This window comes from Pseudomonas sp. SAR267 (assembly GCF_052077595.1).
GTDB lineage: Bacteria > Pseudomonadota > Gammaproteobacteria > Pseudomonadales > Pseudomonadaceae > Aquipseudomonas > Aquipseudomonas vlassakiae.
Window position 1 is genome coordinate 2,923,278 of sequence record NZ_JBQIHU010000001.1, and the last position, 12,929, is coordinate 2,936,206.

At 61.1% G+C, this 12,929-nt stretch carries 10 protein-coding genes and 4 pseudogenes; 2 read left to right on the plus strand and 12 right to left on the minus strand.

Annotated elements, in window-relative coordinates:
• Window positions 1-78: 78 nt before the first annotated feature.
• The 9 genes and pseudogenes from ACTORR_RS14090 to ACTORR_RS14130 all read right to left on the minus strand — a co-directional run bounded on the left by ACTORR_RS14090 (window position 79) and on the right by ACTORR_RS14130 (window position 8,883).
• Window positions 79-966, minus strand: coding sequence for a YfdX family protein (locus tag ACTORR_RS14090; protein ID WP_016782891.1), 888 nt, complete (start codon window positions 964-966; stop codon window positions 79-81).
• A gap of 102 nt (window positions 967-1,068) precedes the next feature.
• Window positions 1,069-1,977: a heat resistance protein YfdX1 gene (yfdX1, locus tag ACTORR_RS14095; protein ID WP_024014932.1), complete on the minus strand. Its 909-nt coding sequence runs from the start codon at window positions 1,975-1,977 to the stop codon at window positions 1,069-1,071.
• A 21-nt stretch (window positions 1,978-1,998) separates the two neighbouring features.
• Window positions 1,999-2,458 (minus strand): annotated as a pseudogene (gene hsp20-GI, locus ACTORR_RS14100) (small heat shock protein sHSP20-GI).
• A 78-nt stretch (window positions 2,459-2,536) separates the two neighbouring features.
• Window positions 2,537-4,366, minus strand: coding sequence for an ATP-dependent zinc metalloprotease FtsH (gene ftsH, locus ACTORR_RS14105; RefSeq protein WP_024014934.1), 1,830 nt, complete (start codon window positions 4,364-4,366; stop codon window positions 2,537-2,539).
• A 70-nt stretch (window positions 4,367-4,436) separates the two neighbouring features.
• Window positions 4,437-4,595: pseudogene (locus ACTORR_RS14110) on the minus strand (cardiolipin synthase); the annotation flags it as partial.
• Between the two features lie 17 nt (window positions 4,596-4,612).
• Window positions 4,613-7,462, minus strand: a complete 2,850-nt coding sequence (gene clpK / locus ACTORR_RS14115; protein ID WP_065086370.1) for a heat shock survival AAA family ATPase ClpK — start codon at window positions 7,460-7,462, stop codon at window positions 4,613-4,615.
• A gap of 105 nt (window positions 7,463-7,567) precedes the next feature.
• The gene (gene hsp20 / locus ACTORR_RS14120; RefSeq protein WP_023383121.1) at window positions 7,568-8,137 is read right to left on the minus strand and encodes a small heat shock protein sHSP20; all 570 of its coding nucleotides are present in this window, start codon (window positions 8,135-8,137) and stop codon (window positions 7,568-7,570) included.
• 34 nt (window positions 8,138-8,171) lie between these two features.
• Complete coding sequence (locus tag ACTORR_RS14125) at window positions 8,172-8,453, minus strand: helix-turn-helix domain-containing protein (RefSeq protein WP_016782886.1); 282 nt, start codon at window positions 8,451-8,453, stop codon at window positions 8,172-8,174.
• A 223-nt stretch (window positions 8,454-8,676) separates the two neighbouring features.
• Window positions 8,677-8,883 (minus strand): hypothetical protein, encoded by a 207-nt coding sequence (locus ACTORR_RS14130; protein WP_427123673.1) that lies wholly within the window; start codon window positions 8,881-8,883, stop codon window positions 8,677-8,679.
• A gap of 71 nt (window positions 8,884-8,954) precedes the next feature.
• Here ACTORR_RS14130 and ACTORR_RS14135 point away from each other — a divergent pair, with 71 nt between their 5' ends.
• A complete protein-coding gene (locus ACTORR_RS14135) occupies window positions 8,955-9,218 on the plus strand; it encodes a transposase (protein ID WP_441343686.1) in 264 nt (87 codons plus the stop codon).
• A pseudogene (locus ACTORR_RS14140) lies at window positions 9,175-9,327 on the plus strand (transposase domain-containing protein); the annotation flags it as partial. The gene ACTORR_RS14135 and the pseudogene ACTORR_RS14140, both read left to right, overlap by 44 nt.
• A 290-nt stretch (window positions 9,328-9,617) precedes the next feature.
• Here the strand turns inward: ACTORR_RS14140 and ACTORR_RS14145 are convergent.
• The 3 genes and pseudogenes from ACTORR_RS14145 to ACTORR_RS14155 form a co-directional block, all read right to left on the minus strand.
• A pseudogene (locus tag ACTORR_RS14145) lies at window positions 9,618-9,719 on the minus strand (ATP-binding protein); the annotation flags it as partial.
• Between the two features lie 91 nt (window positions 9,720-9,810).
• Window positions 9,811-11,433 (minus strand): Tn7-like element transposition protein TnsE, encoded by a 1,623-nt coding sequence (locus tag ACTORR_RS14150; protein ID WP_197897383.1) that lies wholly within the window; start codon window positions 11,431-11,433, stop codon window positions 9,811-9,813.
• Complete coding sequence (locus ACTORR_RS14155) at window positions 11,426-12,928, minus strand: TnsD family Tn7-like transposition protein (RefSeq protein ID WP_000273849.1); 1,503 nt, start codon at window positions 12,926-12,928, stop codon at window positions 11,426-11,428. Before ACTORR_RS14155 ends, ACTORR_RS14150 begins: the two co-directional genes overlap by 8 nt.
• Window position 12,929 lies beyond the last annotated feature (1 nt).

The following is a 12,929-nucleotide window of genomic DNA, read 5'->3' on the forward strand; positions in this document are numbered from 1 at the left end:
CTCCTTGATGGATCATGAGATCAGGAAAATCAAGCCTTCATGGCGAAGAGAGGGGCTATTCGCCCCTCTCTTGCGGTTTTAGAACAGCTTTGACAGTCTCGCCTTGATTTCATCGAGCCAGCCTTTTCCGCTCCCGCCTCCGGCCGTCTTTTCCTTGACTTTCTTGAGTTCAGAGTACAGGGGCTCAAAGTCCTTCTTTTTGCCATAGCCCAGCAGTTCTGCCATTTCCAACTGCTGCCGGGCTTCGTTTAACAAGTCCTGCAGGCGTTCACCGGACGCCTCGCTGCGCTGGCCATCTTCTGTCAAGGTCTCGGCGCGCTTGACGAGCAGTTTGGCGCGCAGGATGGGCAGCGGGATGACGCTGAGTGTCTCGACGAGCGTGCCGAGCGCCAACTGCAGCGCGGCCTTGGCCTCTTCGATCTTGCCCTGATCGATCAGCGGCACGACGGATTTCACGGCTGCCGGGTAAGTCGCCAGAGGGATGTTGGTGACCGCAATCACGATTTCGCTGGCCAGCAATGCCAACACGCGACGAGCGCGTTGCACCTCGCCATGTTTGAGGGCATCCAGCGCCTCGTCAGTCATCGCCTCAACGGTTTCCGTGTTGGCGAACAAGTCGTGCACGATGGTGCGCACATCAACGGGGGCCAGGGCGAGCGTGGGTTCGCGTGCAACGATCAGCTCCAGCTTTCCCGTCACTTCGGCCAGCGTTGCCAGTGCTCGCGCGGATTCTTTTTCGTCCAGGGCCGCCAGCGCTGATTTGGTCAGCGCCAAGGCCGAGACGGCCTCATCGAGGACTTGTTTACGTTTGTCTGCCGCTTGCGAGTCCGTTTCCTTCTGAACCTCAGGCTGTACCTCCGTGACGACTTCAGGCTTGGGCTCTGGTCTGGCAGGAAGGCTGCTTACCGCGGCCTGTTCGTTCGTGCCTTCGTTGATCGCGTTGGGATTCGATGTTTGCTCATTCATGGTGATATGCCTCGTATGAGATAGTGAAAATAGGGGAATCTATTGGGGCCGACTGCGAATATCGCGAGACTGACCGATGGAGCAGTCGGCCCCTTCATCACCTCAAAACAGCTTTTGGATGCGCGTCTTCAACTCGTCGAACCATCCATTGCCGCTTTTGCCACCAGCCGACTTTTGCTCAATGGACTTCACCTGATCGAAGATGGGTTTGAAGTCCTCCTTCTTGCCATAACCCAGGATTTGCGCCAGCTCGATCTCCGTGCGCACGGACGACAGCAAGGTGCTGAGCTCCTCGTTCTGCTTGGCATCGCGCTTGTCAGTCTCGGCCAGCTTTTCAGCTTTTGCTATCGCGGCTTCGGCCCGTAGCACGGGCAGAGGGAGTACAACTTGGGTGACCACCAGCGTGTTCAGTGTTCGGGCGAGCTCTGCTTTGGCTTCGTCGATCTTGCCGCTGTCGACGAGCCGTGCAGCCGACTTGATCGCTGCCGGGTACGTTGCCATGGGCAGGTTGTCGGTTTCGATCACGATTTCGCTGGCCAGATTGGCAACGATGGGCCGGGCCTTTTGCACCTCGCCATCACCCAACAACTCCCGAGACAACTTGACCGCTTTCTTTACCGATTCCACGTTGGCGTGGATATCATGGGTGATGACGCGTACATCGACCGGCGCCAAAGCAAGTTTGGCGTCGCGTGCCAATACCAGTTCCAGCTTTCCGGTGGCCAGTTCCAGCGCAGCGAGCGCCTCCTTGGTCTTATTTGCATCAAGGAGGGTCAAAGCCTCCTGGGTCTTGGTGAGCGCCGTGATGGCGTCCTGAGTGAGCTCGGAACGCTTTTTTTCGGCTTCCTGGGCGGCCTTGTCGTCTACTTGTGGCTGCGCCGCCTTGGGTGCGACAGAGGGCGCTGCAGCGCTTGGACTTGCCGCCGATTGGGCCAAAACCGGTCCACTCAGTCCGATGCAGACCGCCAGGGCAAGTGCGGAACGGATGTATTGGGGCTGTTTGATATTCATGATGTTGGACTCCAATTGAAGTTAATTGACTGAAATTTCAATCTGCTTCGGCTTGGCTTGCTCGGCCTTGACAAGCCGCACTTCCAGCACGCCGTCTTTCATCGAAGCCGTCACCTTGGTCGGATCAACGTTGTCAGGTAAGACAAAGCTGCGCACAAAGCGGCCATACGCACGTTCGATGCGGTGGAATTTCTTGCCCTGCTCCTCTTTTTCCAGTTTGCGCTCGCCGCTGATGGTGAGTACGCCGTTTTCCGCGCTGACGCGCACGGCATCCTTGGGGACCTCCGGCAGATCCAGCTTGAGGAGGAATGCGTTCTCATCCTCGCTGATGTCCACCATTGGTGCCCAGTCCGCCGTGGTCATGGCTTCGTTGCCGGTACGGGCGCCCTGTCGCTGGGGGGGGCCGTCCCAACATCGTCGCCAGGCGGTTTTGCAATTCATCCAGTTCCCGGAAGGGGTCCCACGGAGTCAATGCAGACATATCGGTTCTCCTTGAACAATGCCGGCGAATTGGATGACGCACCGAACAGAGCCGCCGGCTCACTCTGAATAGCGCCTACTACTTTTCGTTTCCATCAAGAACAAGTCCTTGGGTCAATTGAAGGATGTCGTTCTCGTCGAGCGTTTCCCGCGCCAGCAGTTCGCGCGCACAACGCTCCAGCACCGCGCGGTTGGTGTCGAGGATCCGGTAGGCGCGCTCGAACACGCCCATCACGATGTCGCGGATGGCCTGATCGATGCGCGCCTGGGTCGATTCGGCCACCCGGCAGCCGCCGTGGGCCAACTCGGGCGTGTCGAGGAAGCGCGGCCGCTGCGCCTCGAAGGCGATGTAGCCCAAGCCTTCGTCCATACCGAAGCGGGTGATCATGTCGCGGGCGATGTCGGTGGCCCGCGCCAGGTCGTCGGCCGCCCCCGTGGAGAGTTCGCCAAACACCAGCTTCTCGGCCGCGCGTCCGCCCAGGAGCACGGCGATCTTGTGTTCCAGATCGCTGCGCGTCATCAGGAAACGGTCTTCGGTCGGGCGCTGCAGGGTGTAGCCCAAGGCGCCGATGCCACGCGGGATGATGGAAATCTTGTGCACCGGGTCAGTGCCCGGCAGCGCCAGCGCCACCAGCGCATGGCCCATCTCGTGATAGGCCACGGTCTCGCGCTCCTTGGGGTTGAGCACGCGGTTTTTCTTTTCCAGCCCCGCCACGATGCGCTCGATGGCGGCGGTGAAGTCCTGCAGCTCCACGGCCTGCGAGCGGCGGCGCGTCGCGGCCAGCGCCGCCTCGTTGACCAGATTGGCCAGATCCGCCCCCGAGAAGCCGGTGGTCAGCGCGGCCACCTGCTCGAGGTCGACCTCGGGTGCCAGCGTGACTCTCTTGACATGCACCTTCAGGATGTCGAGCCGGCCCTTCTTGTCGGGGCGGTCCACCAGCACCTGGCGGTCGAAGCGGCCGGCGCGCAAGAGCGCCTGATCGAGGATTTCGGGCCGGTTGGTCGCGGCCAGAATGATGAGCCCCACGGAGGCATCGAAACCGTCCAACTCGGTCAGCAACTGGTTGAGCGTCTGCTCGCGTTCGTCATGACCGCCGATCGGGCCGCCGACGCCGCGCGCACGGCCCAGCGCGTCGAGCTCGTCGATGAAGATGATGGCCGGCGCCTGGCCGCGGGCCTGCTCGAAAAGGTCGCGCACCCGCGCCGCGCCCACGCCGACGAACATCTCGACGAATTCCGAACCCGAGATGGAGAAAAACGGTACGCCCGCTTCACCGGCGACCGCCTTGGCCAGCAAGGTCTTGCCGGTGCCGGGCGGCCCCACCAGCAGCACACCCTTGGGGATGCGCGCCCCGAGACGGCCATAGTCCTGCGGATTCTTCAGGAAATCGACGATCTCGACCAGCTCCGCCTTGGCCTCATCCACCCCCGCGACATCGGCGAACGTCACACCGGTGTTCTTTTCCACGAACACCTTGGCGCGGCTCTTACCGATGTTGAGAAACCCGCCCATGCCCTGCTTCTCGGCGAAGCGGCGGAACAGGAAGAACCAGACGCCAAAGAAGGCTACCGCTGGCAGGATCCACGACAGCACATCGCGCAGCCAGGTGCTCTCCAACACGCGGGCATAGGGCACGTCGTACTTCGACAGGCGATCGGCAAGATCGGGTTCGACCCTCGTTGCCACGATCGTCGTCTTGCCCCGGCTGTCCGGCGACTTCAGGCGCCCGGTCACCGTACGATCCGACACCAGCACTTCGGCCACGCGACCCTCGGCCAGCGCCTTCTCGAACTCGCTGTAGGGCACCGGCTCGACGGTTTTCGCCGTCTGCCAGTAGCTCTGCAAACTCAACAACAGCAGGAGGGCAACGATCCAGTAGCCGGTATTCCATTGATTCTTTTTTTCCATGGGCCGTGTTCCTCGAAAGTCGAGTCGCCATCAGGTGAACAGACGGGCCGCGCCGTCACGCAAACGGATGGCCAGCGAGCGGGAGGGCAGTGCCGCCGCTGATGAGCAGCCCCCACGGCGTGGCCGACCGCGGATCACGCTTGTAGACGACCGCGTGACCCGCGGCCACGACCGCCACCGCGATCGAGGCCAGGGAGGCTGCCCATGCCAGGCCGATGGGATCGGACACGGCAGCCTCTCCCAACATTAAGACGCGTCGCTCGCCGACTTCTTCTTGCGAGAGCCCTTACCCGCGTCGCCATGCGGCGCCTCGGCCGCCTTCGCGGCATCCGGCTGCTCTGGCTCGGCCGGAGTCTGCGGTGACTCATGGCGTTCGAACACCACCCGTTCGGCCTTGTCGTCCCAGCGGGCGCTGGCGTGATCGCCCTTGCCGATACCGCCACCCAGCATCTCGCGCGCTAGTGCCGTCTCCAGCTCGCTGCGGATCAACCGCTTGAGCTCACGCGCGCCGAACTCGGGCTTGTAGCCTTCCTCCGCGAAGTGGTCGATCAAGGTCTGATCGAAGGTCAGCGTCACGCCCTGGCTGGCGGCGTTGCGGGCCACACGATCGAGCTGCAGGCCGACGATATGGCGGATCTCCTCCTTGCCCAGCGCATGGAAGACGATGATCTCGTCGATGCGGTTGATGAACTCGGGGCGGAAGTGTCCGCGCAGCACGTCCATCACCTCGGACTTGGTCTTCTCGTATTCCTCGCCGGCGGCGCTACGGGCCTTCAGCCGACGCTGGATGATGTCCGAGCCCAAGTTCGAGGTGGCGATGATGATGGTATTGGTGAAATCCACCACCCGGCCCTTGCCGTCGGTGAGCCGCCCGTCGTCGAACACCTGCAGCAGGATGTTGTAGACGTCGGGGTGAGCCTTCTCGATCTCGTCCAGCAGCAACACGCTGTAGGGCTTGCGACGCACCTTCTCGGTGAGCTGGCCGCCCTCGTCATAGCCCACATAACCCGGAGGCGCGCCCACCAGGCGTGCCACGGTATGGCGTTCCCCGTACTCGGACATGTCGATGCGCAGCAGCGCACCTTCATCGCCATAGATGGACTCGGCCAGCGCCTTGGCGAGCTCGGTCTTGCCCACGCCGGTCGGCCCGAGGAACAGAAAAGTCGCCACCGGCTTGCCGCCTTCGCGCAGCCCCGCGCGCGACAACCGCACGGCATCGGCCACCGCGCGCACCGCTTCGTCCTGGCCCACCAGGCGCTCGTGCAGCCGCTGTTCCAGATGCAACAGCTTCTCGCGTTCTTCCACCGTCAGCTCGTTGACCGGAATGCCGGTCAGGCGCGAGACGATCTGCGCGACATGCTCGGCCTTGACTTCGGCGCTGCCCGAGGCGCGCTCGCGCTCCCAATCTTCGATGAGCTTCTTGAGTTCGGCCTCTTTTGCCTCGATGCGCTTGCCCAGCTCGGCGGCCTTGTCGTACTGCTTGCGCGAGGCCATGTAGTCCTGCTCACGCCGCAACTGGTGCAGTTCGGACTCCAGCTCTTGTACGGCCACTGGGCGAGCCGTGGCCGACAGCTTCACGCGTGCGGCCGCCTGGTCAAGCAGGTCGATGGCCTTGTCAGGCAAAAAGCGCGCGGTGATGTAGCGGTCCGACAACTCGGCGGCGGCGATGATCGCATCCTCGGTGATGCTGACCTTGTGGTGCGCCTCGAAGGTGTCGCGCAGGCCGCGCAGGATCATCATGGTCTGCGCTACCGTCGGCTCGGGCACCATCACCGGCTGGAAACGACGCTCCAGCGCGGCGTCCTTCTCGATGTACTTCTGATACTCGTTGAGCGTGGTGGCGCCGATCAGGTTCAGCTCGCCGCGCGCCATCATCGGCTTGAACACGTTGGCCACGTCCAGCCCGCCTTCGCCGCCACCCTGGCCGGCACCGACGATGGTGTGCACTTCATCGATGAAGAGAATCATCTCGCCCTGGTGCTCGGTCACTTCCTTGAGCACCTTCTGCACGCGCTCCTCGAACTCGCCGCGATACTTGGCGCCGGCCACCATGGCGTTGATGTTGAGTTCCACCAGACGCTTGTCGCGCAGCGTCTCGGGCACTTCGCCGGCGACCATCCGCTGCGCCAGTCCTTCGACAATGGCGGTCTTGCCGACGCCGGGCTCACCGATCAACACCGGGTTGTTTTTCTTGCGCCGGGCCAGCACCTCGATGGTGGTCTCGATCTCCTGCGCACGGCCGATGACCGGATCGAGCTTGCCCTCGCGCGCCATCTTGGTGAGGTCGCGCGAATACTTGTCGAGTTCTGGCGTGTTGGTCGGCGTCTCGGCGCGGCCATCCTCGGCGCCTTTGCCGACCACCTTGCTGACCTGTTGGCGCAGCGCCTGCGGCGTCAGGCCGTAGCGGCGTAGCAGGTTGGCGGCCAGCCCTTCGCCTTCCTCGGTCAGACCGATCAGGAAATGCTCCGGACCGACATAGGAATGGCCGAGTTCATTGGAGGCCACGAAGGCGCGGCTGAGCGCATCCTTCACGCGCGGCGACACGCCGATCTCGCCCTCGAACGGCTTGTCCCCGCGCTTGGCCTCGGACTCGATCTGCCGCTTGAGGTCATCGACCTTGATTTTGAACTGACCCAGGATGGTCTTGACCACGTCGCTGTCGGCCAGCGCCAGCAGCAGATGTTCGGTATCCACCTCGGAGCGGCCAAATTCGGCAGCGTGTTTGGCGGCCTCTTGCAGCAGGGCTTCCGACTGTTCGCTGATGCGGCTGGCCAGCCCACTGCCGCGCCGGCGCGGTGCACCCGAACCTGCGGCGGCGGGTTCGCCAAACACGGCATCGACCACGTCATCGGTATCGGCGGCAAAGGGCGTCGCGTCGTCGCCGATGCGGAAGAAGTCACTGCCGAGGAAGTCCTCGAACAGGCCGCTGCGCGAGCCGAACAAGGCTTCCAGCGGCGAGACGGTGCGCTTTTGCTGGCGCACCAGTTGGCGGTAATGGTCGTCGCACAACAGCATGGTGCTGTGACGTCCGTTGAGATTGGCTTCCACCCGCACGGTGGCGGGTTGGCCGCAGACCTGGCATTGTTTTCTGGCCATGCTGATGCTCCTGAGAAGGTTGACAAGGTTGAGGCGACGAGGCATCGCGAGCCGCGACACCTCGTCTCGTACCGGGTTTTTCTTGTGACGAACGAGCCGGCGACGTCAGCTGTTGATCGGGATCGAACGTCCCTGCTTCGGCGCGCTGACCTCGCGCTTGTCGATCGTGACCGTGAGCACCCCGTTCTTGAACGATGCCTTGATCGAATCCTGATTGGCGTCGTCAGGCAGGTTCAAGGCGCGGTGAAAGCTGCCGTAGGAGCGCTCCACACGGTGGAAGCCACCTTCCTTCTTCTCCTGTTCCTGGCGCTTCTCGCCACGCACCACCAGCACGTCGTTGTCGAGGGTGATCTGGATGTCCTTTTCCTCGACACCGGGCACTTCCAGGGCAATCTTGTACTGCTTGTCGGTTTCCTGGATGTCCAGGGCCGGCTTCAGCATGCCCGACCAATCGGATGGCAGCCGCGGCATGGCCAGCGCCGGAAAACCGAAGCCCCGGAACGCGTCATCGAACAGCCGGTCGATCTCGCGATGCAGTTGCAGGATCGGGCTGACTGGCCCGCTCGCCGCTGGCAGGTCATTGCGCTGCACCGGCAGGGAAGAGGCGGTCTGCTGCTCTTGCTGCTCGTTCTTGAACCAGTTCCAGGGAGCCAACTTCTTGAAATCGATGTCCAAGTCATACCTCCAGAAAAATTGAAAAACGAGTTACTCAAGCCCTTTGCCTGCTGCGACGGGCAGTGCGCCCAGGCGACACGGGCTGCTCGGATGACTTCTGCTGTTCACGCTTGCGCATCACCTCCTTCTTTGCTCCGGCTCGGGTCTGATCATTGATCCACTGATCGATTTCACTTTGACGAAACCGCCACGTCCCGCCCACCTTGAAAGCCGGAATTTCCCCGTGCGCGGCGAGCCGATAAAGCGTCCGCTTGCCGACTTTCAAGTACGCAGCCAATTCATCGAGCGTGAAAATCACCTGTAGGTGCGCTTTCATCTCACCCTCTCCAATCGCGTCGCTTTGCGGTTCCGGCCAAGGAAATCCTTGCAAGACTTTGCAAGATATTGCGCTTACCAGGACAAACTTCAAGAGTCAATGTACAGCGATCTCCCGCCCCATTGATGCAGGTCAACTGCTCAGGCAAGGCGCAGCGGGGCGGCCTGATCAGGCCATGGACAGCGCCTGGCTCGTCAGCCTGCGTGTGCCACAGGCGCCTCGATCAAACACCGATCCTCACGTTGTAGCCGAGTGCCCGCAGCCCCTTGCTCGTCTGCATGTTCCTTGGCGGAAACTCGTCTGGGCGCGCCCAGCCGACGATTTCCCCGAGGCTGCTCAGGCCAACGTGCGGAATTGCCCAGTCGTCGCTGCGGATCGCGTTCCAGAGTCGGGCCGAAACACTTCCGTTGCCCCAGACAGCGTAGTTCAACAGTATCCGTCCGGCCAACACACCTTCCCGACACCGCCGCCGAAGGCCATGGCCCATCAAGCGGATTTTCCATGCCCCCTCAGCGCCGTACCTACAGCAAATCTTTCAAGGCCCAGGTCATTCAGGAGTGTTCTGAACCCGGTGCCTCCATCGCAAACATCGCCTTGGGCTACAGCCTCAATGCCAACCTCGTCCACAAATGGATTCGGCTGCATACCCAGAAAACCACGTCTATCCAGCCAGCGTTCATCCCGTTGCCTTCTCAAATGCTCGGCGCGGGATCGCATGCTCAAGTGCGCTGCTGCGATCATGAGTTTGATCCAGTCGGCCCGTAATAATGGGCACGATCCGTATGCCTATCTCAAGGAGGTGCTGACACGGTTGCCGACGCAGCGGGCGAGTGAGATTGCAGAGCTGCTGCCGCATAGGTGGCATCCGGCATAGTCGCGCAAGACGGTTTGCCCGCACGCTTACGTTCAACAGCTCAAGCACCGTCCGCCCTTCGCGGGATCGTTGCCGCCAGAGCCACACGCCGAACTTTTCCACCTTGTCGTCGCCGGCCTGCGGTCAGTCAGGCAAGCCCAGGTGCTCGTTTTCCTGCTTGATCGCGTGGTCTCGGATCGCGTGCACCCGGGAAACGGCATCCACGAACTGCCACCATCTCTTAGCTTGGCGGGGTCAAGCCAGCCGGGATGCCCGGACGGTTACGCTGGTCCGCGCCCAGTTGCAGCACCAAGGTCGGCCGCAGTGATGAAGCGGGTCTTGATGCCGCACTGCGCCGCCCGATAGCGCAGTGCGATGGCCAGATGCGTCTTGCCGACTCCCAAGGGGCCTATATCGCCTTGGCACGGCTCCGGGCAGTTTCGGGGAGGCTGCACGCAGTGCGCGACAAGATGTATCGCAGCCGAACTGCGGTGTATTCTGCAATCAGCCTAGGGCCGCGCGTATCCGCTGCTTCCAGTCGAACACCCGGGCATGGTTGGCCCCAGGTGAGCTTTCTTTCGGGTGATGCACAGAGTGCAAAGGCTCACAGTACTTCGCCATGGTGCCTGGCCAACGCAACGAGCCTTTCACTGTCTCCCTCAAGATCCTGTCTATGCATTTTCCTGCCTCAACACCTGCTTTGAAGCCCATGATCCGCGTTGACATGGTCTTCCGGTTGTCTGAGGTATCTATTTCTAGAAGGTAGCGTTGATCGCCGTTTTGCAGCTTGAACCTTGCCAGCAGATAGCAGCGTGATTTTTCGTGATCAATCATGTGGTAGCTGCAACGTGGAACGGGCGGCAGAGGCCTCATTTCCAGTGCTACCAGCGCAACTCCAGACTCTTGGGTGATTTGTTCAAGAATCTCTCGGAGCAGCGAGAAGCGATCTGCAAGCCGTTCATGCTCGTCCCCATCACCCTCTCCCTCACCCAATTGTTGGAATTCTCCTGACGCTATGCTGCCCTCGCTCACAGGATCAGCCACGCCGAAGAGTTGGCTTTCTCTGCTCGGGCATTGCTCGTCGTCGACCTTCTTGCCATGACCGTTGGCACGCTCCCCGTTGTAGGCGATCTTGGTGCGCAGCTGAGCATCAAACGTGACTCCCTCAACGGGCAGATGAATCAACCTCTGCTCCTTGGCAGCAGTCGGCTCTTCGTCAGCATCCACCTCCAACTCTTTCGCTCCCGATGGCACGGATACACAGCCTGTGTTCTCTCCCCTGACGGGTAACTTGAGAGCAGGGTGATGGAAAAAAATATCACCGCGATGGCTAAACCGGAGCCCCTGAAGCTTTTCGATCTCCCAGACCAGCAATTCGTTGCTTTCCGGATCAAAGGGGCCTCGCACATCCATGGTGGTACCCGCGAGGGAAGTGGGTGCCTGAAAGTCGAACTGCCACCTGGCATACGCCGACTCTTGCAGTACCCGCTCTTGCCTTTGATTGAGGCTTTGCCAGATTGACTCGAAGGATCGCCTCACATCCTGATTCAGCAGCAGCCAACTGAAATGGTCTCTGTATCCCTTGATTTTGAGAAGCTGACTTGGGGCCCCCGTCTTCGGGGGCGTATGGATATGAACAACATCGCCCTCTCTGTAGATCGTGAAGGCCATGTCCAAGCCATTCGGTGCGAAGGCTGCACGAACGATGAAGGCTGCGTGGAAGAACATTTTTCGTGCCAGCTCGAATTTCGGCAGCCAGACGGTCAGACCATCGAGCTCGAACACAAAGCATCGCTGTCCAGATATCTCAGGATTTGCAGCAAGCCTTCTGGCCAGACGTGGGCACTCACCCAACTGCCTTTCCCGCCAGGTATCTATTGCAGGAAGCACCACCGTCTTCTTGAAACCACTGGGACGATAAGGAGCCCCTTCTTCGCCAAGAAACTCGCGACCAACGGCCAAGACACACGACATCTCCTGTGCGAACCGCTGCAGCTGCAGCTGACCGTTACGCTCAAAGAGAGCCGCCAACTGCCACTGGGCCGCCGGAGTCTTGGCCCTGAAAAAATTTCCAACGGCCAGCAACCTGGATCCGTTCGGGATCTGACGAAATACTGTCCTATTCAATCCATCTTCCTATCAATCGAATGAACGCAGTGGTCAGTGGTGCCACCCTGCTTTTTTCCAATCCACAACGCTTTTCCAGCTCCCAGCGCCTAGACGTTATGCCTGTCTGTACATCCTTCAGCATCGCTGCAGTCAGGCGACGGATCTGATACTCGCCGACGGACTCGGCATAGCGATCCAGGAAGGTGCAGCAAAGAGGCAATTGATCGAGACGGTGCTCGACTGATGCCCGATGGGGTAGCTGCTGCAGGAACCAGTTGCGACTCCTGCGCGGAAGGCCTAGGTCTTCTTCGCTACCTCTACCAATCCGGATCAGCAGGCGCACCAACCTTATGTCACGCGCTCGCCAGTCGATGTGGCTGTTGTTGCCCTGTCGGCGCTGCCTGACCTGGTTCGCAACCATCAGCCAGTGTCGGTCATGACGATAGAGCCAGGCGTAACATGCCCCTGCTCCGTCTTGCCTGGCTGCCTTGGCTCCACCGTGATTAGCCAGTGCTTGCAGCCAAATGGCTCGGTACTGCTGCTTTTGCTCAAACTCAGCAGGGAGCAGCTGCACTGACCGCTCGGAGGCAAGGTCGACCTGGCGAGTCTTCGCCTCGCTGATCAGCTCGCCAGCATGCTGGCCAGGGCGCAGGCTGGTCCAGACGATCAGATGCTGCAGCGCACTGAATCCCTTGCGATGCTTCCTGAACATCGCCAACAGCCAAGGTGGAGGCTCTCCGGATGTCAGCAGACCGTTCGCAGCAAGCCAATCCCTTTGATGGGATGCCAGGATCTTCTCCCAGATGACTTCAGCCCTGACCTGCCGGCCTCGCCTGGCGCCGCACTCTGTAGCCAGGTACCGGTACAGGTTGGTCCAGCGTCCGTAGCCAGGCGATTGCACCTCTTCGAGCGCCAGCAGCTGCATAGCAGCCTTGGCGAGCCTGATAGCCTCTTCGCCCACGGGACTCACGCGAAGATCACGGGGCAGAAACAGTGGAGAGGCTGTATGAAACTCGTGCCGCTGCGCTCGACGGAACGGGATAGGTGAGTTCAGGAGCTGACAGCCATGCTCGGGACAGGCATCTATCCCTTGAATCTGCCAGCTACGCCGCCAGTAGGGTTCACCGTAGCGCGCAGCCATATCTTCAAAGCAGATCGGGCAGTAACGCAGCCAATCGGGCCACTTGACCAAGGCCGTCGAGGCCCCAGACAGACCAATCGTCGGCCGGTCGGGAGCAAGCATGGCCTGAAAAAGATCGGTACGGCGCTCCGGCGGAATGAAAGGGGCATAGAGCGGGAACAGCGTGTGATTCAGGATCATGCCTTCCGCATCCAAGCCCGTGTTGTTCGCCAACGCAGTCAGGTGTGTGGGCAGATCGGTGATCGCGGCAACCTTGCTGTCACCGAAAAGCATGTGCAGCAAGGTCTTGTGGCTGCCTATCCCCAGATGTACCCGGCACCGGGCAATACCGCTGTAAAGCAGTTCGTCCGGGTAGAGCCTGGGGAAGTACATG